Annotated in this window: 20 protein-coding genes; 17 read left to right on the forward strand and 3 right to left on the reverse strand. The window is 68.1% G+C overall.

Annotated features, from left to right (window positions below; all coding sequences use genetic code 11):
• The first annotated feature begins 28 nt into the window (after positions 1–28).
• The 15 genes from ACO2Q1_RS10085 (at position 29) to ACO2Q1_RS10155 (ending at position 16,688) form a co-directional block, all read left to right on the forward strand.
• Positions 29–193: a hypothetical protein gene (locus tag ACO2Q1_RS10085; protein WP_423329379.1), complete on the forward strand. Its 165-nt coding sequence runs from the start codon at positions 29–31 to the stop codon at positions 191–193.
• A gap of 319 nt (positions 194–512) precedes the next feature.
• Positions 513–2,027 carry a hypothetical protein gene (locus tag ACO2Q1_RS10090; RefSeq protein WP_423329380.1) on the forward strand — a complete coding sequence of 505 codons (1,515 nt, stop codon included), beginning with the start codon at positions 513–515 and terminating at the stop codon, positions 2,025–2,027.
• 74 nt (positions 2,028–2,101) lie between these two features.
• On the forward strand, positions 2,102–4,741 hold the full coding sequence (locus tag ACO2Q1_RS10095; RefSeq protein WP_423329381.1) for a TonB-dependent receptor domain-containing protein: 2,640 nt from the start codon (positions 2,102–2,104) through the stop codon (positions 4,739–4,741).
• Between the two features lie 219 nt (positions 4,742–4,960).
• Positions 4,961–5,830 (forward strand): type II secretion system protein N, encoded by an 870-nt coding sequence (locus ACO2Q1_RS10100; protein ID WP_423329382.1) that lies wholly within the window; start codon positions 4,961–4,963, stop codon positions 5,828–5,830.
• Positions 5,827–7,923, forward strand: a complete 2,097-nt coding sequence (gene gspD / locus ACO2Q1_RS10105; RefSeq protein ID WP_423329383.1) for a type II secretion system secretin GspD — start codon at positions 5,827–5,829, stop codon at positions 7,921–7,923. The genes ACO2Q1_RS10100 and gspD overlap by 4 nt, the downstream gene beginning before the upstream one ends.
• Positions 7,920–9,416, forward strand: coding sequence for a type II secretion system ATPase GspE (gene gspE / locus ACO2Q1_RS10110; protein WP_423329384.1), 1,497 nt, complete (start codon positions 7,920–7,922; stop codon positions 9,414–9,416). The genes gspD and gspE overlap by 4 nt, the downstream gene beginning before the upstream one ends.
• Positions 9,416–10,636 (forward strand): type II secretion system inner membrane protein GspF, encoded by a 1,221-nt coding sequence (gene gspF, locus ACO2Q1_RS10115; RefSeq protein WP_423329385.1) that lies wholly within the window; start codon positions 9,416–9,418, stop codon positions 10,634–10,636. The genes gspE and gspF overlap by 1 nt, the downstream gene beginning before the upstream one ends.
• Positions 10,637–10,644: 8 nt before the next feature.
• Positions 10,645–11,103 (forward strand): type II secretion system major pseudopilin GspG, encoded by a 459-nt coding sequence (gspG, locus tag ACO2Q1_RS10120; RefSeq protein ID WP_423329386.1) that lies wholly within the window; start codon positions 10,645–10,647, stop codon positions 11,101–11,103.
• A complete protein-coding gene (locus ACO2Q1_RS10125) occupies positions 11,072–11,563 on the forward strand; it encodes a GspH/FimT family pseudopilin (RefSeq protein ID WP_423329387.1) in 492 nt (163 codons plus the stop codon). Before gspG ends, ACO2Q1_RS10125 begins: the two co-directional genes overlap by 32 nt.
• Positions 11,556–11,921, forward strand: a complete 366-nt coding sequence (gspI, locus tag ACO2Q1_RS10130; protein ID WP_423329388.1) for a type II secretion system minor pseudopilin GspI — start codon at positions 11,556–11,558, stop codon at positions 11,919–11,921. Before ACO2Q1_RS10125 ends, gspI begins: the two co-directional genes overlap by 8 nt.
• 5 nt (positions 11,922–11,926) lie before the next feature.
• Positions 11,927–12,511 (forward strand): type II secretion system minor pseudopilin GspJ, encoded by a 585-nt coding sequence (gene gspJ / locus ACO2Q1_RS10135; RefSeq protein ID WP_423329389.1) that lies wholly within the window; start codon positions 11,927–11,929, stop codon positions 12,509–12,511.
• A complete protein-coding gene (gspK, locus tag ACO2Q1_RS10140) occupies positions 12,508–13,494 on the forward strand; it encodes a type II secretion system minor pseudopilin GspK (RefSeq protein WP_423329390.1) in 987 nt (328 codons plus the stop codon). Before gspJ ends, gspK begins: the two co-directional genes overlap by 4 nt.
• The gene (gspL, locus tag ACO2Q1_RS10145; protein WP_423329391.1) at positions 13,491–14,579 is read left to right on the forward strand and encodes a type II secretion system protein GspL; all 1,089 of its coding nucleotides are present in this window, start codon (positions 13,491–13,493) and stop codon (positions 14,577–14,579) included. Before gspK ends, gspL begins: the two co-directional genes overlap by 4 nt.
• Positions 14,576–15,067, forward strand: coding sequence for a type II secretion system protein GspM (gene gspM, locus ACO2Q1_RS10150; RefSeq protein ID WP_423329392.1), 492 nt, complete (start codon positions 14,576–14,578; stop codon positions 15,065–15,067). The genes gspL and gspM overlap by 4 nt, the downstream gene beginning before the upstream one ends.
• A 55-nt stretch (positions 15,068–15,122) precedes the next feature.
• A complete protein-coding gene (locus tag ACO2Q1_RS10155) occupies positions 15,123–16,688 on the forward strand; it encodes a putative bifunctional diguanylate cyclase/phosphodiesterase (protein ID WP_423329393.1) in 1,566 nt (521 codons plus the stop codon).
• Positions 16,689–16,760: 72 nt separating this feature from the next.
• Here the strand turns inward: ACO2Q1_RS10155 and ACO2Q1_RS10160 are convergent, their stop codons facing one another.
• A complete protein-coding gene (locus ACO2Q1_RS10160) occupies positions 16,761–18,362 on the reverse strand; it encodes an isocitrate lyase (protein ID WP_423329394.1) in 1,602 nt (533 codons plus the stop codon).
• A 142-nt stretch (positions 18,363–18,504) separates the two neighbouring features.
• On the opposite strand from ACO2Q1_RS10160, the gene ACO2Q1_RS10165 reads away from it, so the two are divergent.
• Positions 18,505–19,905: a helix-turn-helix domain-containing protein gene (locus tag ACO2Q1_RS10165; RefSeq protein WP_423329395.1), complete on the forward strand. Its 1,401-nt coding sequence runs from the start codon at positions 18,505–18,507 to the stop codon at positions 19,903–19,905.
• Positions 19,906–20,024: 119 nt separating this feature from the next.
• Here the strand turns inward: ACO2Q1_RS10165 and ACO2Q1_RS10170 are convergent, their stop codons facing one another.
• Positions 20,025–20,582 carry an NADPH-dependent FMN reductase gene (locus ACO2Q1_RS10170; RefSeq protein WP_423329396.1) on the reverse strand — a complete coding sequence of 186 codons (558 nt, stop codon included), beginning with the start codon at positions 20,580–20,582 and terminating at the stop codon, positions 20,025–20,027.
• Between the two features lie 190 nt (positions 20,583–20,772).
• Between ACO2Q1_RS10170 and ACO2Q1_RS10175 the strand changes: the two genes are divergently transcribed.
• A complete protein-coding gene (locus ACO2Q1_RS10175) occupies positions 20,773–21,435 on the forward strand; it encodes an RpiB/LacA/LacB family sugar-phosphate isomerase (protein WP_423329397.1) in 663 nt (220 codons plus the stop codon).
• Between the two features lie 64 nt (positions 21,436–21,499).
• Here the strand turns inward: ACO2Q1_RS10175 and ACO2Q1_RS10180 are convergent, their stop codons facing one another.
• Positions 21,500–22,969 carry a tetratricopeptide repeat protein gene (locus ACO2Q1_RS10180; protein WP_423329398.1) on the reverse strand — a complete coding sequence of 490 codons (1,470 nt, stop codon included), beginning with the start codon at positions 22,967–22,969 and terminating at the stop codon, positions 21,500–21,502.
• Positions 22,970–23,023: the final 54 nt, after the last annotated feature.

Consider the following 23,023-nt stretch of genomic DNA (forward strand, 5'->3'; position numbering starts at 1 on the left):
AATGAGTCTGCCGACGTAGAGTCGATGAATGACCGGGGGTGTCGGCAGGGGAAACGAGATGGTCGGCGAGATTCTGTATTTCTTGCATCGTCACGTCAGGATCGCCACGCCGCTGGCGCTTGTTCTTCTGTTCGCCGCCGGCGCCGGAGCCTTGAATGTGCTCGGCCACATGTGGGCGGCCGTCTTCGGCTGAAGCCTGACGCGCGAAGACCCAGGCCTGTGAGGCGCGGTCTGACGGCATCCTCCCGAACCCTGAGTGCGACCTTCAGCGCCTGATGTGATCAGGCGGCGGGAGCCTGTCGCGAGAATTGGTCCGTACAGACACCGACTGTCATCGACCCGCCGCGCCATCGTCAAAGAACGACGATCCAAGCGTCATCAACTCTCCGACGCCCTGTCACAGACGACCTTTAGGCCACGGTCAGGGCAGGGGGGCGGCGATCATCGCCGGGCGATAGACGCCGTGCAGCCTCCTGATCCGTCGATCTGTTGGACAGACACAGGACCTGATAATGACCGGCCTTCGTTTCAAATCTGCGCTCGCCGTCGCGGCCAGCGCCCTGGTGCTGGCGGCCTGCGGCTCGTCCGAGGTGGCTTCGCCCGGCGAAGGCGACTTCGGCAACGGCGGCAACCCGACCAACCCCGGAAACCCGACCAACCCCGCGCCGGGCACGCCGGCCATGGACTGCCCGAGCGGCTTCGCCAATGTCGGCCTGATCGCCAACGGCACCCTGCGTGTCTGCCAGCTGCCGCAGCAGATCGTCGGCAATCTGACGGTGCCGCTGCGCGCCGGCACGATCTATTCGATCACCGGCCGGACCGAAGTGGGCACCGACCGTGGCATCGATCCGGCCGCTCCGACCGCCGGCAGCCAGCAAGGCATTCTGACGGTTGAGCCGGGCGTGCGCGTCTTCGCCTCGGGCGGCGGCGACTATCTGATCGTCAATCGCGGCTCGCAGATCTTCGCCGAGGGCACCGCCTCGCAGCCGATCATCTTCACCAGCCGCCAGAACATCGAAGGCACGACGACCGCGACCTCGCAGGGCCAGTGGGGCGGCATCGTCATCGCCGGCCGAGCCCCTCAGGCCAACTGCCAGCTGACCGCTCCGGTCACCTGCACCGGCCAGGTCGAGGGCACCAGCGCCTTCTACGGCGGCAACACAGCCGCCGACAACTCGGGCCGTCTGCGCTACGTGCAGATCAAGTACTCGGGCTTTGAGATCTCGACCGGCAACGAGCTGCAGGCTCTGACCCTGGCCGGCGTCGGCTCGGGCACCACGATCGAATACGTGCAGTCGTACAACAGCTCCGACGACGGCATCGAAATCTTCGGCGGCAACGTCAACCTGCGCTACCTGGTCATCAACGGCGCCGACGACGACGCGCTGGACACCGATACGGGTTGGCGCGGCGGCGCCCAGTTCGGCATTGTGACCCAGCGCGCGCCGAACTCGACCAGCCGCTCGGCCGGTTTCGAATTCTCGGCCGCCCCGGCCGCGACTCCGCTGGCCTCGCGCTACATCTCGCAGCCGAAGATCGCCAACTTCACCCTGGTGGGCCGCAACTCGCCGACCGACGCCCACACGGTGGCCCACTTCGACACCGGCACCAAGGCGACGGTGATCAACTCGGTGTTCACGAACGTCTCGGGATCGGCCTCCGGCTGCCTGGACATCGCCGACGCAGATACGGCGACCTCGGCCCCGGTGTTCCAGTCGGTGTTCATGTCCTGCGGCATCTCCTACCGCGCGTCGAACGCCGCCCGCTCGGCCGGGATCTTCACCGCCGGTTCGAACAACACCGCCCTGGGAACCTCGACCCTGACGGCGCCGGCCAGCGGCACCTCGCTGTCGAACCAGACGCTGACCTTCATCAACGGCGCCAACGAGAACGCGGTGACGGCCGCCAGCGCGTCGTCGGCCTACAGCTGGTTCACCAACACCTCCTACATCGGCGCCGTCCAGAACAGCTCCGACGTCTGGTGGCGCGGCTGGACCTGCGGCCTGACCGCCGATCTGAGCTGCTGATCGCGACAGGGCGGCGGCGCCGGACAGGCCCGCCGCCCCCTTCGCCCGTTCCGACTTCTTCGAGGCCCCCGTTCATGAAGACCTTCGCTCTGACCCTGACCGGGGTCCTGATGGCCACCAGCGCGCTCGTCGCCCTTCCGGCGCGCGCGCAGACCCAACCCGCGCCCGTCGAGGCCGCCCAGCCCGATATGGAGCAGACCGACGTCGTCGAGGAGATCGTCGTCCTCGGCCGCAACATTCCGCAGCCGAACCGCGAAAGCTCAGAGGTCGCGGCCTTCCTGACCTCCGAGGACCTGGAGCGCACGGGCGATTCGAACGCCGCCGCCGCCCTGACCCGGGTGACGGGTCTGTCGATCGTCGAAGGCCGGTTCGTCTATGTGCGCGGCCTGGGCGAGCGGTATTCGTCGGCCCTGCTGAACGGCTCGCCCCTGCCGAGCCCGGAACCGTTGCAGCGCGTGGTGCCGTTGGACCTGTTTCCGTCCGGCATCCTGGAGAGCGTGACGGTCCAGAAGACCTATTCGCCCAACTTCCCCGGCGAGTTCGGCGGCGGCGTGGTCGATCTGCGCACGATCGACGCCCCGACCGACCCCTTCTTCGACATGAGCGTGTCGATCGGCGTCGACAGCGAGACCACGGCCAAGGACGGCCTGATCTATTTCGGCTCGCGGACGGACTTCACCGGCTTTGACGACGGCACGCGGGACATTCCGTCGGCGCTGAACCTGGCCTTCCAGTCCGGCAAACAGGTGAATGCCGCCAACTTCACGGCCAACGAACTGCAGACCATCGGCCATTCGCTGGTCAACTCGCCGCTGCGTCTGCTGCAGCAGGACCAGATTCCGGTCGATGTGGGCTTCGGCCTTTCGGGCGGGACCTCGGTCGAGACCGGTCTGGGCACCCTGGGGATGTTCGCGACCGCCGGCTATGACAACAGTTGGCAGACGCGCCAGGGGCAGCAGCAGGAAGGCCAGTTCTCGGGCGATGTGCTGGTTCCGGTGACGGACTACGCCTTCCGGTCGACACAGAACGACGTGCAGCTGAACCTGCTGGCGGGACTGTCGCTGACCGGCGAGTTCCACACCCTGAAATGGACCAACTTCTACGTCCGCAACACGACCAAGGCGGCGCGCAGCAAGGCGGGGCCGGACTTCGACGCCGGCGGGTCGATCCTGCGGACCGACTACACCGAATATTTCGTGCGAGACCTGTTCTCGACCCAGCTGGCGGGCGAGCACGAGTTCATGGACGGGTCCCTGACGCTGGACTGGCGGGCCGCCTATGCGCGGACGTCGCGCGATGCCCCCTATGAGACCAAGTTCGAGTACGGACAGAACGCCGACGGCGACTGGATCCACAATATCCAGGGCAACCTGATCTCTTTCAGCTCGCTGGAGGACGAAGTCCTCTCGGGCGGCGCAGACCTGAACTATCGCCTGCCGCTGTCGTCGCGCCGGGACGCCGTGTTCAGCCTGGGCTTCGCCGCGTTCGACAACACCCGGTCGGCCGAACGTCGCGACCTTCAGTTCGAGGCGGTCAATGGTCTGACGGACTCGCAGCGCCTGTCGCGGGTCGATTTCCTGACCAGCGACTTCAACATCAATCCGTGGACGCTGCAGATCCGCGAGATCGCCGGCGGCAACGGCGACAACGCCTATGACGCTGATCTGAAGGTCAACGCCGTCTACGGCATGGTGGATGCGGAGATCATCCCGCTGGTCCGCACCACCTTCGGCGTCCGTTTCGAGGACGGCCAGCAGAGCGTGACGCCGCGCAACCTGTTCGGGAACACGACCCTATTCCCCTCGACCGAGATCGACGAACAGTATGTGCTGCCCTCGCTGACCGCGACCTGGAACTTCGCCGAGAACCAGCAACTGCGCGTGGGGGCGTCGCAGACGATCGGCCGTCCGCAGTTCCGCGAACTGGCGCCCCAAGCCTATACGGACCCGGAGAGCAACCGCACCTTCATCGGCAACCCGTATCTGGTGGATACGGAGATCCTGAACCTGGACACCCGGTATGAGTGGTTCTTCGCGCGTCAGCAGTATGTGACGGCCGGACTGTTCTACAAGAAGCTGGACAAGCCGGTCGAAGCGACCATCGTGGACGTCGGCAACCAGCGTCAGCAGTCGTTCCTGAACGCGCCCGAGGCGACCGTGTATGGCGCCGAGTTCGAGGTGAAGAAGTTCTTCGAGTTCCCCGACAACGGCTCGAGCTTCGTGGCCAACAAGCGGTGGCTGGTCCAGGGCAACTACACCTACGCCAAGTCGGAAGTGAACGTCGGCGCGGACGATACGGTTCTGACCCTGGGAGGCGGCGGACAGCCCGAACAGGCGGCCTTCTTCATCGCCGACGGCAGCCGTCTGCAGGGCCAGTCCGAGCATGTCGCCAACCTGCAACTGGGCTGGGAAGACGATACGGCGCGGTCGCAGGCGACCCTGATCGTCAACTTCGTGTCGGAGCGCATCACGGCGCGCGGCGCCGGTGCGGCGGGGGCTCGTGAGCCCGACTATGTGCAGGAGCCGGGCGTCTTCCTGGACTTCGTCTATCGCAAGGACTTCGACATCGGCGATCGCGAGCTGGGCTTCGCCCTCGAGCTGCGGAACCTGCTGCGCACCGGCTTCGAAGAGTATCAGGAGCTGGGCAACAAGATCGTCATCAACGGCTATGACCTGGGGGCCACCGGTTCGGTCAGCCTGACCGCCCGGTTCTGATCCGGACCTCGGAACGATGAGGAAGGGGGCGTCTTCGGGCGTCCCCTTTTCTGTTGGCGATCTGGAGTATGACGGTCTTGCGTCGTTCGCTCCGTTTCCAGCCTATTCGTCACAGACGTTTGTCGTCGCCGTCACGGAGCCGAGTGAGAGGTTCACGGACGATCACGCTACGAGCGGCCCCACACGGCCCGAAAGGCCGAGGCGGCGAAGGGGCGCGGCTTGACCGTCGGCGTGGTTCAGATCGGTGATCGGTTCAGATCGGCCCTGATCGGCGTGCGGGAGCGCATGTCGGGACGTGTCGACGGCGTCACCGCCCTGTGCGTGGTGCTGGGCCTGGCGCTGGTCGTTCAGGCAGGCCGGCTGGTCTGGATGCTGGTTCAGCCCGGTCCCACGATTGCGGTGGCGGACGAGGTTCAGGCTCCCCCGGCGGATCCGAGCGTGTTCGGCCGGTTCGACGCCTTCTTCCGCACCGGCGGCCAGAGCAGCCTGGCGGAGGCCACGGGGGCGGACGCCGCCCAGATGCGTCTGTACGGCGTGCGTGCGGGGGGACGGGACGGCGGTTCGGCCATCATCGGTCTGGCAGACGGCCGTCAGATCTCGGTCGGGGTCGGCGAGGAGGTCGAGCCCGGGCTGCTCCTGCAATCCGTCGCCCCCGATCATGTGATCCTGGCGAGAGGCGGCTCAGTCAGCCGGCTGGTGTTCACGGAGGTTCCCGCAAACGCGCCGCAACCTCCGGCGCCCGCCCCGGCGCCCCAGGTCATGACCCCGACGCCCGCTGCGGCGACGCAGGCGCAGGCGGGACCGGCGAGCGTCGATCCCCGCCGACTGATCGCCCAGGCCGGGTTGCGGCCCCGTTTGAAGGGAATGGCGTTGAACGGTTTCGCGGTGACCCCCACCGGCGACGGCGCCGCGCTGCGAGCGGCAGGGCTGCGCGCCGGCGACGTGATCCTGTCGGTGGACGGTGTCGAGCTGAATTCTCCTCAGGCGGTCGCGGGGCTGAGGGACCGGCTGGCCGGCGCCCGCAACGCCCAGATCCGATTCGAGCGCGACGGCGTCGTGCAAACTTCCAGCATTCAGGCCGCCCCGTGAATCCATCGCTCCGTCGTCTGTCGGCCGTCGCGGCCGCCGCCCTGATCGCCGTCCAGGGACTGGCGGCGCCTGCCGTCGTCCTGGCCCAGGAGGCGCGCCAGACCTTGAACGTCCAGGGCGCCGATATCCGCGCCTTCATCCAGGACATCGCGCGCTCGACCGGCCGCACCTTCATCGTCGATCCGGCGGTGACTGGCACGGTGACGGTGTCCAGCGATCGGGCCCTGACGCGGACCCAGACGTTCGAGGTCTTCCTGTCCACCCTGCGCGCGAACGGCCTGGTGGTGACGCCGACCTCGTCCGGCGCCTATCGCATCAGCCCGGCCCAGGGCGCCGCGCAGGGACCGGCGACGGTGGGAACAGAGCGGTTCTCGACCGAGGTGTTCAACCTGCGCCACATCGACGCCGCCTCGGCGGCCGAGACCATCCGGCCTCTGGTCGGAGCGCAGGGCCAGGTGCTGGCCAATCCGGGATCGAACAGCCTGGTCGTCGCCGACTTCGCCGACAATCTGACCCGGGTCAGAGCTTTGGTCGGCCGGATCGATGTGGATCGAGCGGCGTTCGAGGTGGTCGGGCTGTCCAACGCCTCCGCGCGAGAGATCGCCGCAGTGCTGCAGGCTGCGACCACGGGGCCGGGCGGTGTGGCCGGCATGGTCACGGTCACGCCGGTCGAGAGCTCCAACGCCCTGATCCTGCGCGGCGAGCCGGCGGCGACGGCGCGGCTGAAGGGACTGGCGGAGGATCTCGACAACCGCGCGCGGTCGTCGGAAGACGTGAAGGTGGTGTTCCTGCAGCATGCGGACGCGGCGCAACTGCTGCCGGTGCTGCAACAGATGATCGGGCAGGAGGCCGCGAGCGCCCCGACCACGTCAGGCGCGGCGGCGTCCGGGACGACCGGACGATCCGGCCTGGGCGGCGGTTCGACCGAAGCGGAAGGAGCGACTGCATCGCCGCTGGCGGTTTCGGCGGTGACACGGACCGGCCAGCGCGCCTCCATCGCCCGCTTTCCCGGCGCCAACGCCCTGGTGATTTCCGGCCCTGCAGATCTGCAACGCAGCCTGGGCGAGGTGATCCGTCAGCTGGACGTGCGCCGCCAGCAGGTGCTGATCGAGGCCATCGTGGTAGAGCTGTCCGACACGGCCGTGCGCGAGTTGGGCGTGCAGTGGATGCTGGCCGGGGAGCAGGGCGTCGGACTGACGAACTATTCCGACCGCGCGGCGCCGCTGGTTCCGCTGGCGGCGGGGGCGGCGTCCGGTCAGTTGGACAAGGACGATCCGCTGCGCGACCGGCTGCAGGATCTGGCGCTGAACTCCCTGGTCGGCGCCAACGGCTTCGTCGGCGGGGCCGGGGGCTCGATGGGCGACGGGCTGTTCGGCTTCGTCATCAACGCGGCCAAGTCGGACGAGAATTCCAACCTGCTGCAGACGCCGTCGCTGATGACGCTGGACAATCAGGAGGCGACGATCCTGGTCGGGCAGGAGGTGCCGATCACGACCGGCAGCACCCTGCTGGACGGCAATTCCAACCCCTTCACCACCACCGAGCGCAAGGACATCGGCGTCAAGCTGATCGTGCGGCCGCAGATCAACGCCGGAGGGTCGATCACCCTGACGGTGCGGCAGGAGGTGTCCAGCATCAACGGCGTGCTGACCCAGGGGGCGACGGACCTGGTGCTGAACAAGCGGGAGCTGGAGACCACCCTGGTGGTCGATGATCGCGACATCGCGGTGGCCGGCGGACTGCTGGACCAGAACGACCGGGTGTCGGTCGACAAGGTGCCGGGTCTCGGCGACCTGCCGGGCGTGGGGGCGCTGTTCCGATCACAGGGACGCCAGCGCGGGCGCACCAATCTGATGATCTTCATCCGTCCGACCATCATCCGCAGCCCGGCAGAGGCCCAGGGTCTGACAGCCGATCGCTGGGGTTATATGCGGGGCGAACAGCTGCGGGCCCAGCCGACGGTGGAGCCGTCGCTGGACATGCTGCTGCGCGACTATATGCGCACCCAGCCGCCGGTGGCGGGCGCGCCGCCGCTGGTTCTGGCGCCGGTCGAGGGCGAAGCGCTGCCGGCCGCAGGGTCGCCCGCGTCATGATCACCCTGGTCGCCCCGCGCCTGCCCTATGGTTTTGCGCGCCGCCATGGCGTGCTGCTGCTGGACGCGGGCGAGATCGCCGTTGTCGGCCTGCGCGAGGACGCCGATCCCCGCGCCCTGATCGAGACGCGGCGCGCATTGGGCCGACCGTTGCAGGTTCAGCGGATGGCCGCCGCCGCCTTCGATCGGCGACTGGCGGACGTCTATGCGGAAGACACGCTGTCGGGCGCTGATGCCGAGCTGGACATGCCGGGCGGGCTGGACGGGCTGGTTCATGATCTGCCGGCGGCCGAGGACCTGCTGGACAGCGCGGACGACGCACCGGTGATCCGCCTGATCAACGGGGTGATCGCGGAGGCCGTGCGGCAGGGGGCGTCAGACATCCATCTGGAGACCTATGAGGCGGCCCTGGTCGTGCGGATGCGCGTCGACGGCGTGTTGCGCGAGACGTTGAGGTTGAACCCGCGCGCGGCTTCGGTGATCGTGTCGCGCATCAAGGTCATGGCGCGGCTGGACATCGCCGAACGGCGCGTGCCGCAGGACGGCCGGATGTCACTGTCGCTGGGCGGTCGGTCGCTGGACGTGCGGGTCTCGACCCTGCCGGCGCGGGGCGGCGAACGGGTGGTGCTTCGGATTCTCGACAAGGACCAGACCGGGCTGACGCTCGACCAGCTGGGCATGAATGCGGACGAGATCGCGGTGTTTCGGCGGGCGTTGTCCGAGCCCAATGGCATCGTGCTGGTCACCGGGCCGACCGGGTCGGGCAAGACCACGAGCCTGTACGCCGCGCTGAACCTGTTGAACGACGGCGCCCGGAATATCCTGACGGTCGAGGATCCAGTCGAATACGCGATCGACGGCGTCGGCCAGACCCAGGTGAACGCCAAGGTCGGCATGACCTTCGCCGCCGGACTGCGCGCCATTCTGCGCCAGGATCCGGATGTGGTGATGGTCGGGGAAATCCGGGATTCGGAGACGGCGTCGGTGGCGGTGCAGGCGGCCCTGACCGGCCACCTGGTGCTGTCGACCGTCCACACGAACGACGCCCTCGGCGCGGTGACGCGGCTGAAGGATATGGGGGTGGAGCCGTTCCTGATCGCCTCGACGGTGCGGCTGGTGATGGCGCAGCGGCTGGTGCGGCGGCTGTGCGACACTTGCAAGCGGGAGGATGTCGCCGACGCCGCCGTGACCCGACTGATCGGGGTCAAGGCGGGGCAGCGCATCTGGCGGCCGGTGGGCTGCGATCGCTGCGGCCAGACCGGCTATATCGGCCGCGTCGGCCTGTATGAGGTGGCGCGAATCGACGAGACCCTGAGAGGGATGATCTCCGGCGGGGCGAGCGAGGACGACCTGGCCTCTGTCGCCTTCAAGGCCAAGGATCGGCTGGAGCGACGCGCGCGAAAGGCGGTCACCGACGGTCTGACCTCGGTCGAGGAGGCGTTGCGCGCCGCGCGTCAGGAAACGGCGCGTGACGCCGTTGAAGAGGCCGCCTGATGCCGGCCTTCGCCTATACGGCCGTGGACGGGGCCGGTCGCACCATCGGCGGTGCCGTGAACGCATCAGACGCCGAGGCCGCGCGACGGGGCCTGGAGAAGCGCCGGCTGATGGTGCTGGAACTGGGCGCGGCGGGAGAGAACGCCGTCGAAACGCCCAAGGCCCCATCACGCCCGCCCCGGGACCGGTTGGGTCAGCGGCGTCTGGCGCTGGCGACGCGCCAGCTGGCGGCGCTGACGGCTGTAGCGCCCGTCGAGGAGGCGATGCGGAACCTGGCGGGTCAGTCGGACCGGCCCTCCGAGCGGCGCATCCTTTCGGCCGTGCATGCGGGTATTCTGGAAGGGCGGCGACTGTCGGAGGCCATGGCGGAGCAGGGCCGGGCCTTCCCGCCGCTGTATCGGGCCATGGTGGCGGCGGGCGAACAGTCGGGCGCCCTGCAATCCATCCTGTCGCGTCTGGCCGACGATCTGGAACGCGACCAGCAGGCGCGGGCCAAGGTGGTCACCGCCCTGGTCTATCCGCTGGTGCTGGCCGTCGTGGCGGTCGGGGTGATCGGCGCCTTGATGGTGTTCGTGGTCCCCAAGGTGGTGGATCAGTTCGCAGACCTGAACCAGACCCTACCGCTGCTGACGCGACTGGTGATCGGGCTTTCGGATCTGATGCGGGACTGGGGCTGGCTGATCGCCCTGATCGTGGCGGGCGTCGTCGGCGGGGGGATGCTGCTGCGGCGTCGGGAGGATGTGCGGCTGAGGCTCGATACATGGATGCTGAAGGCGCCGGTCATCGGCCGCCTGATCCGCGACCTCCATGCGGCGCGGCTGGCGCGGACGCTGTCGACCATGCTGGCCTCGGGCCTGCCGGTGCTGGAGGGACTGACCATCGCGGCGCGGACGGTGGAGAACCGCCGCCTGCGTCAGGCGACCCTGGCCATGGCCGAGGCCGTGCGCGAGGGCGCGGGCCTGTCGGCGGCCATGCGTCGGGCCGACATCTTCCCGCCGATCCTGCTGACCATGACCGCCTCGGGCGAGAGCGCGGGGCGGCTGGAGCCGATGCTGGACGGCGCCGCCGACTATCTGGAACGCGATTTCTCGACCTTCACCGCGACGATGCTGAGCCTGCTGGAGCCGGCGATCATCGTCCTGATGGGCGGGGTGGTGGCGCTGATCGTGCTGTCGATCCTGCTGCCCATTCTTCAGATCAATTCCCTGGCGCTGCGATGAGCCTTCCCATGTCCAAGATCACTCCTGCCCTCAACCGACGGCGTCGCGGCCGCGCCGGCTTCACCCTGGTCGAGCTGATGGTGGTGATCGTCATCATCGGCCTATTGGCGACCGTCGTGGCGATCAACGTCCTGCCCAGCCAGGATCGGGCGCGGGTCGAAAAGGCGCGTGCGGACGTCGCCGTGCTGGAACAGGCGATCGACACCTATCGGCTGGACAACCTCAGCTTCCCCACGAACGCCCAGGGGCTGGCGGCCCTGCGGGCGGCGCCGGGTGATCTGGCGCGGCCGGAACGGTATCGCCAGGGCGGCTATGTGCGACGGCTGCCGCAGGATCCCTGGGGCAATGACTACCAGTACCGTCGCCAGAGCGCCCACGGCGGGGCGTTCGACGTCTGGTCGTTCGGGGCGGACGGCAAGTCGGGGGGCGAGGGCGATGACGCCGACATCGGCAACTGGGAAGGCTAGGGGTTCGGAGGGTCGGCGCCGTCGCTCCGGCTTCACCCTGGTGGAGCTGATGGTCACGGTGGCGGTCATCGGACTGGCCGCCGGGGCCGTCGTGATGACCGCCATGCCGTCGCAGCCGTCGGCGGTGCGCACCGCCGAGCGGTTCGCGGCGCGGCTGGCCGAGGCGCGCTCCGAAGCGATCCTGTCCAACCGGCCCGTCTCGGCGACGGTGGACCAGGCGGGATATCGCTTCAGCATCCTGCAAGGGCGCGATTGGGTCGCCGCCGGTCGCCCGCTGACCGGACAGGCGTGGGAGGAGGGGGTAACCTCGTCGGGCCCGGCTGAGCGTTGGACGTTCGATCCGACCGGCGCGGTCGAGCCCGCGTCGCGCAGCATCAGCCGGGAGGGTGTGACCGCCGTCGTCCGGATCGACGAAGCTGGTCAGGTGCGGGTCGAAGGGGCGACGGCGGGCGATGGATGATCTGATGGGGCGGGACGGCTTTTCCCTGATCGAGATGCTGGTGGCGATGGCGGTGTTCGCCCTGGCGGCGATGGCGTTGCTCAACCTGTCGGGCGAGAGCGTGCGGTCGGCCGCTCGGGTGCAGGACCGCACGCTGGGCGGGATCGTCGCGGACAACATCGCCGCCGAGGCCGTGCTGGGCCTGGGCGACGGGTCGGAAGAAGGGCGTGTCATTCTGGCCGGCCGTGACTGGCGCTGGCGTCGGTCGGTGGCGACGACGGAGATCCCGAACCTGCGTCGGGTCGAGGTGCGGGTCGTGGCCGAAGAGAACGAGGAGGCGGCGCGCCGCGTCGTGTTCGCCGGCGCGCAGGGCCGGTGAGAGGCGTGAACAGGGCGGGGTTCACCTTGGTGGAGGTTCTGATCGCGCTGAGCGTCTTCGCCTTGCTGGGCGCAGCGGGGACGCTGGTGCTGGCGCGGACGCTGGATACGCGGGAAACCGTGCGGCGGCAGGGCGAGGTTGTCGGCGACCTGCAGAAGCTGCGCGCCCTGCTGCGCGCCGATCTGGCCCAGGCCGCGCCGCGGCGGACGCGCGGGCCGACGGGGCGGCCGGCGCCGCAGCCGATCGTCGGCCCGGCGCAGCCCGGCGACCCCCTGCTGGTGCTGGCGCGGGCGGGCTGGGCCAATCCGGACGGCGCGGCGCGGCCGTCGATCCAACGGGTCGAGTATCGACTGGTTGAGGACCGGCTGGAGCGACGCGCCACAACCCATCTCGACGGCGCGCGGCCGGGACCGGCCCAGGTGCTGATACGCGGCGTGCGACGGGCGGAGGTCCGTTTCGTGACGCGGGGATCCGAGGCGCCGGCCTATGCGGCCTCGGCCGATCGACCTTTGCCTGAAGCTGTTCGGCTGTTCCTGACCATCGACGGGCTGGGAGAGGTGGATCAGCTGCTGCTGGTCGAGGCGGCATGAAGCGGTCTCGCGCGTCTCGCCGGGGAATGGCCCTGCTGACCGTGCTGTTGCTGACGGCGACGATGGCGGCGGTGTGCGTGGTCATCCTCGATGACGTGCGGTTCTCGGTGCGCCGCACGACCAATCTGGAACTGACCGCCCAGGGCCAGGCCTATGGCGCCGGAGCGGAACGGCTGGCGGCGGCGGAGATCGAGCGTCTGACGCGGATATCGCCTGGTCGAACGCCGGTTCAGCCGGCGTGGAACGGACGCCGGATGGCCTTTCCGGTCGAGGACGGATCGATCACGGCGACGCTGAGCGACGGCCAGGCCTGTTTCAACATCAACAGTCTGGTGCTGGGGCAGGGCGAGGACCTGATCGTCCAGCCGGAAGGCGTGGCCCAGTTCGTCGCCCTAGGGGTCGCGATCGGCGCACCGCATCCGCGGATGGCGGCGCTGGCGGACGCCATGGTGGACTGGATGGACGAGGACTCGGAAGCCCGGCCGAACGGCGCGGAGGACGCCCGCTACGCCGCGCGACCCCGGCCGTATCGCACCGCCGGGGTGATGATGGCGGAGGTCAGCGAGTTGCGCGCCGTGCAGGGCATGGACGCGGCCCTGTACGATCGGCTGCGCCCGTGGCTGTGCGCCCTGCCGACCACGCGATTGTCGCCGATCAATCCCAACACCCTGCGACCCGATCAGGCGCCGTTGCTGGTCGCGCTGAGCGAAGGACGTCTGCCGATCGGGGCGGCGCGGGCCGCCCTGGCCGGACGTCCGCAGAACGGCTGGGCCGATCTGGACGCCTTCTGGCGGCAGCCGGCGATGGCTGTCTTCAACCCCGATGAAGCGCGCCGCAGCCAGCCGAGCCTTGCGACCCGCTATTTCAACCTCGATGTCGAGGTCGAGGTGGGCGGCGAAGCTTTCTACCGCAACGCCCTTCTGGAACTGGCCGCCGACGGCCGGGTCCGCACCGTTTCCCGCCGATGGACGCCCTCGGAATGATCCCCACACGACTGATCTTCATTCCCGCGACGGCGGACCAGCCCGCGCCCCTGCTTCATGTCGATGCCGACGGGACCGTGGTGGAGGCCGGGCGGCTGACGCTTGAGAACGCCGCCGACTATCGGCCGATGCGCACCGTCGCCATCGTGTCGGGCTCGGACGTTCTGGTCAGGCGGCTGGCCTTGCCGTTCGGAGGAGACGCCCAGGTGCGGGCGGCGGCGCTGTGGGCGTTGCGCGAGGAACTGGCCACGGCGCCGGAGCGGCTGACGGTGACCCTGGGGCCGATCGAGCCGGGGCGGGAGGATCGGCTGGTCGCGGTGACGGCCTCGGCCCTGCTTCAGGCGTGGACGGATTTTCTGGGCAGTCTGGGGGTGCGGGCCGACGCCCTTGTGCCGGATCATCTGGTGTTGCCCGAGCCCGATGACGATGCGGCGGCATGGGTTCGCGACATTGGCGGCGATGTGATCGTGCGGACGCGCAACGCCGCCGCGACCGTGCAGCCGGACCTGGTCGCGGCCCTAACCGAAGCCGGGTTCCAGGTTGTCGATGATGCGCGTTGGCGCAGGGAGCTGGCGCGGATCGCGGCGTCGCCGCCGCTGAATCTGTCGGCGGCCGATGTGCGACGGCGCGACCGGGCGCGACATGGCGCACTGATCGCGGGGATGCTGGCCGCAGGTCTTGCGGTTTCGCCAGTTCTGATCGACCTGGCGGTCGGAGCGCGAGACCGCATGGCGGCCGCGCGGTCGGAGCGCCGAATCGAAGCCCTGGTTCAGGGCGTGGCGCCGGGCGCGGGCGAAGGTGCGGCGGAACGTCTGATCGCGGAGGGCGACGGCATGCTGTCGCAGGGCGTGACCGGAGCCGCCGCCGCCCTGTTCAAGGCGGTGGAGACGGTCGAGGGCGCGGAACTGGACGCCCTGTCGGCCGAGGCGGGACGTGGATTGAGCGCGACGGTCAGCTATGCCGCGTTTCAGGACCTGGATCGGCTGAGATCCGCCATGGCGGACGCGGGATACAGGCTGGAGGACGACAGCACGGTCGAGGACGGCGGCCGTGTGGTCAGCGGCGTGAGGGTGACGGGACGATGAGCGGCGTGATCGAGCCCCTGTATCGCTGGATCGGCGATCGGTCGCCGCGGGAGCGGGCAATGCTTGGGGTCTGCCTTGTGCTGACTCTCCTGACGGCGGGCTGGCTGCTGGTCTATCGGCCGGTCCACGTCTGGCGTCTGGCGTCCGAGGATCAGCGACAGGCGGCGGTGACGCGGGAAGCAGCGGTCGCCGTCGCCGCGCGGCGGCTCTCGGCCGGTCGCGCCCCGGCCTTCGAGGGCGACCTTGAGGGCGTGGCGCGCCAGAGGGCGGAGGCGGCGGGTCTGTCCGTCGTGTTCGGCATGTCCGAGGGTGGCGACCTGAGCTTCATGGCCGAGCGGGCGCCGGTCGGGACGGTCATGGCCTGGCTGTCAGGCCTGGAACAGGCGGGCGTGCGAGTGACGGCGCTGTCGGTCGTCGAGAATGCGGACACGACGATCACCGCTGAAGGGGCGCTGGCGCGCGGCGACGCGGCGTCCCGAGGTCGGTAAGTCTTTGTCCACCGGACGGACGTAAACTGCCTTTCGTGTGGGGACGAAACGCAGGATGCGTATGTTCGGATTTCTTAGAGGCGAGCGTTCCGCGTCTGGCCGTCGCGCCGATGCGGAGCCGCCCAGCGAAAAGCTGGACCTGCTGACGGGCGCGGCCCTGGTCGCCCTTTCGGGCAGCGTCATCACCCTGATGGCGCAGACCATCCACGTGGCCGGCGCAGGGACGACCCTGCCGGCGGTTTCGGCCGGACTGGTCGCGGGGTCGCTGGTGCTGTTTCGGCAATGGCGGAAGTCCGTGCAGCTGAGCCGGACGTCGGCCGCGCGGTCGCAGTATCTGCTGAACCACGACGTGGTCACCCAGTTGCCGAACCTGACCGGCGTCGTCGCCCTGTTGGACGACCAGCGTCGCCGGGCGATCGCGAACAAGGAAGACCCGACCTTCGGGGCCATCGTGTGCGTCGGTCTGACCCGTCTGCAGGACATCTATGACAATCTCGGCCACGACTGCGGCGACGCCGTGCTGGTGGAGATTTCCAAGCGGCTGCAAGGTGTGTTCGACGACATCGATCGGGTCGCCCGCGTCGGCGAAGACGTGTTCGCTATCGTCGTCGGCTCCCTGACCAAGGCCAAGCTGGCGGTGCTGAGCGGACAGCTGAACCGTCTGATGGACATGCCGGTGGCGACGCCCGCAGGCACGGTGGTGATCGGCAGCGCGGTCGGCGTGAGCTTCCCCGACGCCGACTGCGCCGATCCGCGCGAGGCCATTCGACAGGCGCGTCTGGCCCTGTCTGCGGCGCGCAACGCCCGGGCCGCCGTGGCCTTCTTCGAGCCGGAGTTCGACCAGTCCAGCAAGCTGAGGCTGGAGTTGGCGCGGGAGCTGCGGGCGGCCCTGGTCGGCGGCGGGCTGAACATGGTCTATCAGCCGCAGGTCAACGAGAAGGGCGATCTGGTCGGGGTCGAGGCCCTGATGCGCTGGTCCAGCGAAACGCGTGGAGAGGTGCCGCCGTCGGTGTTCGTGCCGATCGGGGAACAGGCGGGCCTGGGCGAGGCCATGGGCCTGTTCGCGCTGGGCGCCGCGTTCCGCGATTCCAAGCGGTGGAGCGGTCTGAAGGTGGCGGTCAATGTCTCGCCGATCCAGCTCAAGTCCGCGGAATTCGTGCCGGCGGTGAAGCGCCTGCTGGAGCATCATCAGGTCAAGGCTCAGGATTTCGAGCTGGAAATCACCGAGGGCATTCTGCTGGACCCCGATCCGGTCGCGACCGCGAGCCTGGACGCCCTGCGGGCCATGGGCTTCGCCATCGCCCTGGACGACTTCGGCACCGGCTATTCGAGCCTGGGTTATCTGAGCCAGTTCGAGGTCGACAAGATCAAGATCGACCGGTCGTTCGTGGTCAATCTGGGGGTGCGGCCGGATGCGACGGCCATCATCAAGGCGATCACCGACCTGTCCGACGCCCTGGGGGTCAAGGTCCTGGCCGAGGGGGTCGAGAACGGCACGCAGTTGCGGATGCTGCGCGGCGAGGGCTGCAAACTTGCCCAGGGCTTCTATGTCGGGGTTCCGGCTTCGGCGGACGTCATCGATGCGGCGCTGAAGCGGCCGGACGTCGCGATGGCGGCCTGAGCGGCCGTTGAAATGAATACGAAGACGCCCGGGCCGAGAGGTCCGGGCGTTACTGTTGGAACGTGACGCATATCAGGCGGCTTCGCCGAACTGATTCATCGTGTTGTGCACCCCGCCGGCCTTGAGAGCGGCCTCTCCGGCGAAATATTCCTTGTGGTCGTCGCCGATGTCGGAGCCGGACATGTTCTGGTGTTTCACACAGGCGATGCCCTCGCGGATCTCCTTGCGTTGAACACCCGCGACATAGCCGAGCATGCCGGCGTCGCCGAAATACTCCCTGGCCAGGTTGTCCGTGGACAGGGCGGCCGTGTGATAGGTCGGCAGGGTGATCAGGTGGTGGAAGATGCCGGCCCGTTTCGCTCCGTCCGCCTGGAAGGTGCGGATCTTTTCGTCGGCGGCGTCGGCCAGGGGCGTGCCGTCATAGTCGGCGCTCATCAGCTTCGCCCGATCATAGGCCGAGACATCCTTGCCCTCGGCGGCCCAGGCGTCGAACACCTGCTGACGGAAGTTCAGGGTCCAGTTGAACGAAGGCGAGTTGTTGTAGACCAGTTTGGCGTTGGGGATGACCGCGCGGATGCGGTCCATCATGCCGGCGATCTGCTCGACGTGGGGCTTTTCGGTCTCAATCCACAGCAGGTCGGCGCCGTTCTGAAGCGAGGTGATGCTGTCCAGAACGCATCGGTCCTCGCCGGTGCCGGGCCGGAACTGGAACAGGTTGGACGGCAGGCGTTTGGGCCGCAGCAGCTTACCGTCGCGGTTCAGGATAACGTCGCCGTTCTTCAGGTCGGCAGGCGCGATCTCTTCGCAGTCCAGGAAGCTGTTGTACTGGTCGCCCAGGTCGCCCGGCTCATTGGAGACGGCGATCTGTTTCGTCAGGCCGGCGCCGAGGCTGTCGGTGCGGGTGACGATGATCCCGTCCTCGACCCCCAGTTCCAGGAAGGCGTAGCGACAGGCGCGGACCTTGGCCAGGAAGTCCTCGTGCGGAACCGTGACCTTGCCGTCCTGGTGGCCGCACTGCTTTTCATCCGAGACCTGGTTCTCGATCTGCAGGGCGCAGGCGCCGGCCTCGATCATCTTCTTGGCCAGCAGATAGGTGGCCTCGGCGTTGCCGAAGCCGGCGTCGATGTCGGCGATGATCGGCACGACGTGGGTCTGGTGCGTGTCAACGGCGTCCTGAATCTGTCGCGCCTTGACTTCATCACCGGCGGCGCGCGCGGCGTCGAGATCGCGGAACATCATGCCCAGTTCGCGAGCGTCGGCCTGACGCAGGAAGGTGTACAGTTCCTCGATCAGGGCCGGGACCGAGGTCTTTTCATGCATCGACTGGTCGGGCAGGGGGCCGAACTCCGACCGCAGGGCAGCGATCATCCAGCCGGACAGGTAGAGGTATTTCCGCTTCGTCGTGCCGAAGTGTTTCTTGATCGAGATCATCTTCTGCTGGCCGATGAAGCCGTGCCAGCAGCCCAGAGACTGGGTGTATTGCGACGGATCGGCGTCATAGGCGGCCATGTCGCGGCGCATGATGGCGGCGTTGTAGCGCGCGATATCCAGGCCGGTCTGAAAGCGGTTCTGGAGCCGCATCCGGGCGACGGCCTCGGGGCTGATGCCGTCCCAGGTTCCTGACTTGGCGGCGATCAGCGAGCCGATTTGGGCGATGTGATCTTGATACGACATGGCGGGCGTCCTTCGGGGAAGTCGAGAGGCCTTTCGGTTACGGCCGCCGAGTCCGGCCGTCATCGGCCTGCGGAGTGAAGCCGTCAAACTTTACAGACATTCTTTGTAATGATGTAATGTCCTGACAAACCGGTGAGCCAACATGTCCACGCCCCGCCGTCTCTATGTCGGACCCAGCCTACGCCGCATTCGGCGCGACCTGGGTCTGACCCAGGCCGATATGGCGTCGGACCTTGAGGTGTCGGCCTCCTACATCGCCCTCCTGGAGCGCAATCATCGGCCGCTGAGCGCGGAGATGCTGTTGCGTCTGGCGCAGACCTACAAGCTGGACATGGCGAGTTTGGCGGGGGAGGCGACCAGCGACATCGCCGCTCGCATCCAGGTGGTGCTGAAGGACCCGATGTTCGCCGACATCGACCTGCCGCCGCTGGAGAACGCCGATCTGACGACCAATTTTCCGGGCGTGACCGAGGCCTTGCTGAGGCTGCATGCGGCCTATCAGCAGGAGCATCTGGCGCTGGCCGACAGGACCGCAGAAGCTCGATCGGGTCGCGCGGATGACGCCGGCGACCCGGTGGCGGAGTCCCGGAGGTTCCTGGCGGCGCATCGCAACTGTTTCCCGGCGCTTGATGAGGCGGCCGAGGCGATTTCGCGGTCGGTCGCGGAACTCGGCGGCCTGGCGGCCTGGCTGAAGGACCGGCATGGGCTGCGGACGCGGCGGATGCCGTCGGAGGTGATGGTGGGGTCGCTGAGGCGCTATGACCTGCATCGCCGCGAAGTCCTGCTGGACGACGCCCTGGACGCCGCCGGGCAGCAGTTTCAACTCGCATCCCAGATCGCCTATCTGGATCTGGCCGGTCAGATCGATGCGGCGCTGGCGGGGACGCCGTTTTCGACCGAGGACGGGCGACGCCTGGCGCGGCGGGCCCTGGCGGCCTATGCGGCGGCGGCCGTCGTCATGCCCTACGCCGCCTTCGCTCGGGCGGCGGAGACACGGCGATATGACATCGAAGGCCTGTCGCGCCAGTTCGGAACCAGCTTCGAACAGACGGCGCACCGGCTGACCACCTTGCAGAAGCCGGGGCAGGAGCGGGTCCCGTTTTTCTTCCTGCGGGTCGATCCGGCGGGGAATGTGTCCAAGCGTCTGGACGGGGCGGGCTTTTCCTTCGCCCGGCATGGGGGCGGATGCCCCCTGTGGTCGGTGCATACGGCGTTCCGCACGCCGCGCGAGATCGTGCGGCAGTGGCTGGAGCTGCCGGACGGCCAACGGTTCTTTTCGATCGCTCGGACCGTCACGGCGGGCGGAGGCGGATACGGGGCGCCGCGTATCGAGCGAGCCGTGGCCATGGTCTGCGCGGCCGAGCATGCGGACAGGCTGATCTACGCCCAGGGCTTCCCGGACGCGCCGACGCCGATCGGGGTCGCCTGTCGCCTGTGCCATCGCGCCGAGTGCACCGCGCGGTCAGCCCCGCCGATCGGCCGGCCGATCCTGAGCGACGACATTCGCCGCCCGACCGCGCCCTTCGCCTTTGCGGACGGATAAGGACGCGGCCGGACATCAGCCCGGCCGCGCCGAGTTTGGCCCGGGTGGGAGTTCGGGCGACGGGGTTTCTGTGTGCCTGAAGCGGAGCGTGCGCCTTGATCCAGCGCAAAGCAGGGGTTTCAGGCGGCGTGTTGTCGGCAATGCGCGGCGAAGCCGTTCAGGAAGTCGGTCAGGCGTTTGCGGACCGCCTCGTCGGTGATCCGGCCTTCGGCGTCGAACACGGACCCGGCGCGGGCGACCATCAGCCGCCCTTCGAACCAAGGATCGGTCCCGAGCGTCCGCAGCACGGGCAGCCAGGCGTTCTGGCTGAGGATCGTGCCGAAACCGCCCGGCGAGGCGCCGAGCACCGCCACGGGTCGCCCGCCGAACACGCGGCCGATGTCGTCGGCCGGGCGACTGAGCCAGTCGATGGCGTTCTTGAACACGCCGGGGATGGAGTTGTTGTATTCCGGCGTGAACAGCAGCAGGCCGTCGCTGGCCGCGATCAAGTCCTTCAGGTCGGTGACGGCGGACGGCAGCCCCTGATCGCGTTCGAGATCGGCGTCATACAGGGGGATGCCGCGAATGGAGCCCGCGACGATTTCGACGCCGTCCGGCGCGAGGGTCTGGGTGGCGCGCAGGAGGGCCGAGTTGAACGACGCCTGTCTGAGGCTGCCCGACAGTCCGATCAGTCGCATGGTCGTCTCCATAGAATCCGAGGTTGGAGCCTAGGTCGACAGGCGCGCCGAGGCGAGGCGTTCAAAGCCTGTAACCCGATCGCCATGACCCTGCCCATGTCTGCGCTTAGATGCTAGACACCGGTATCATTCGAGACCGACCGCCGCTACGTGCGGCTCCGGTTCACAGTCCCCGCCGAGAGGAAACGCCATGAAAATCGCGCTGATCATTGAAAACAGCCAGGCCGCCAAAAGCGCTGTCATCCACGACGCCCTGACCGCCGTCGCCCAACCCCTGGGCCATGAGGTGTTCCACTACGGCATGTATGCGCCCGAGGACAAAGCCTCGCTGACCTATGTGATGAACGGTCTGCTGGCGGGCATCCTGCTCAACTCCGGCGCGGCGGATTTCGTGGTCACCGGTTGCGGCACCGGCATGGGTTCGATGCTGGCCTGCAACTCCATGCCGGGCGTGTTCTGCGGCCTGGTGATCGACCCCACCGACGCCTTCCTGTTCGGCCAGATCAACGACGGCAACGCCATCTCCATGCCGTACGCCAAGGGTTTCGGCTGGGCGGCCGAGCTGAATCTGCAGGACGTCTATCGCAAGCTGTTCGAGGGCGAGCGCGGCCTGGGCTATCCCAAGGAGCGCGCCGAGATCATGGCCAAGAACCGCGGCATCCTGAAGTCGCTGAAGGGCGTGACCTGTCACGACATGCTGACGGTGCTGAAGACCGTCGATCAGGACCTGCTGAAGGCCGCTGTGGCCGGCGAGAAATTCCAGGAATACTTCTTCGCCAACGCCACGGACGAAGCCATCCGCGACTATATCAAGAGCGTCGTCGCCGCCGCCCCGGTGATGGAACCGGCCTGATATCGCCGAGGCGCAATGATCCCGGCGGCGCGAGAGTCACGCCGCCGGGAAAGCGCCACAGCTGTTATCGACAGTAGGGGTTCGAGGCCGGGCAGGGCGCGGAATAGGCCGTGCCGATCGAGCGGACAGAGTTCAGATACTGGTTGAAGTCCCGCGTGCTGGAGGACGACGGGCTCGAACCGCCGGCGTACGTCGATCCGCGGTACCCGGACGACGAAGTCCCAGATCCGGCGCTATACGCCTGGGCCCCGGCCGCCAGTCCCTGGACGATCGTTCCCAGCGTATTGCCGAGGAAGCGGCCGAAGCCGTTCTGACGAGAGGCGCTGCCCGCAGTGCCGCCGTAGGTCGCGCGCACATTGGCGTTGAACATCGGCATCCAGACATCGCAGGCGAAGTCGTTGCCGCCGTTCATGCAGGCGCGCGCGCCGTAAGCCATGATCTTTTGCCGGTTGTTCAGGCCGAATGCGCTGTAATAGTTGAAAAATATGACACCAGCGCACGAGGTGTAGTTCTTGTCCTCGTCGCAAGACCGCGCATACTCTTGTTCGGCCTTCATGTAGTCGGCCATGCTGAAACTGCCCAGGCGGACCTGGGACCCCTCCGCCACGGCATGGGCGAAGTTCAGGCAACTGCCGGAGACCTTCATGGCGCAGGCGAATTCCAGGGCGCGCCCTGCCGCCACATAGTCGCGAGAGACGCCGGATGCGCCGGTGAGATCGTATTGTCCCTGAATGCTGCAGGCCTGAGCATCGAGATTCGACTTGCACAACTCGGCCGCCAGGCGGCGGGCGTCCGCGTGACGCTCGGCCCGCATCATGCTGTAGACGGCGCCGACGTCGGGCTTCGGCAGGGCGGCAAGGGCGGCGGCCGCCATGGGGTGCCCCATCTGACGAGCCTTCTCATACCAGTCCTGCGCAGAGAGCAGATCGCCGCTGGGGTTCAGGCCGAGCTCGTCGTACTTGCCCATCATCATGAAGGCGGAGGGGTCGCCGAGATCGGCCGCCAGGGTCAGCAGCCGGTGTCCGTCCGCGAAGCTCGCGACCGTCCCGACGCCCTGAAACGCCATGTTCGCCGCCGCGAACGCGCCCGAGCCGTCGCCGCCGCGACCCGCCCGCACATAGTAGCCGAACGCGGCGCGCAGGTCGGGCGGATGTCCGGGGTAGCCGGCGCGGTGCACCGTCGCGAGGTTCATCAGGGAGGGCGTGAAGTTCCGATCCGCCGCCTGCGTCCAGTATCGGATGGCGGTATCGTAGTCGGCCGGAACGGCCTTGCCTTCCTGATAGTAGACGCCGAGGTTGTTCAGGGCCTCCAGATTGCCGAATGAAGCCAGGTTCTCCCATACGGCCCTGGCCTGGGCGTACTGACCGGACGCATAGAGGCCCTTCGCGCGTTCATTCTGTTGATGCGACACGGATCCGGGCTCGGACCAGGGCGCCTCGGGCAATGGCGTGACGTCGAGGTGCTGGGCCTGAGCGTGTCCCGCGGCCGCGCCCGTCAGCGCACCGAACAAGAGAACCAGGGCAAGCCGGACCATCGCCAACACCTACTGACTACGTTGAACGCCGTCAGTTTCGGGCAAACGCCCCTC

This window comes from Brevundimonas sp. VNH65 (assembly GCF_049445955.1).
Lineage (GTDB): Bacteria > Pseudomonadota > Alphaproteobacteria > Caulobacterales > Caulobacteraceae > Brevundimonas.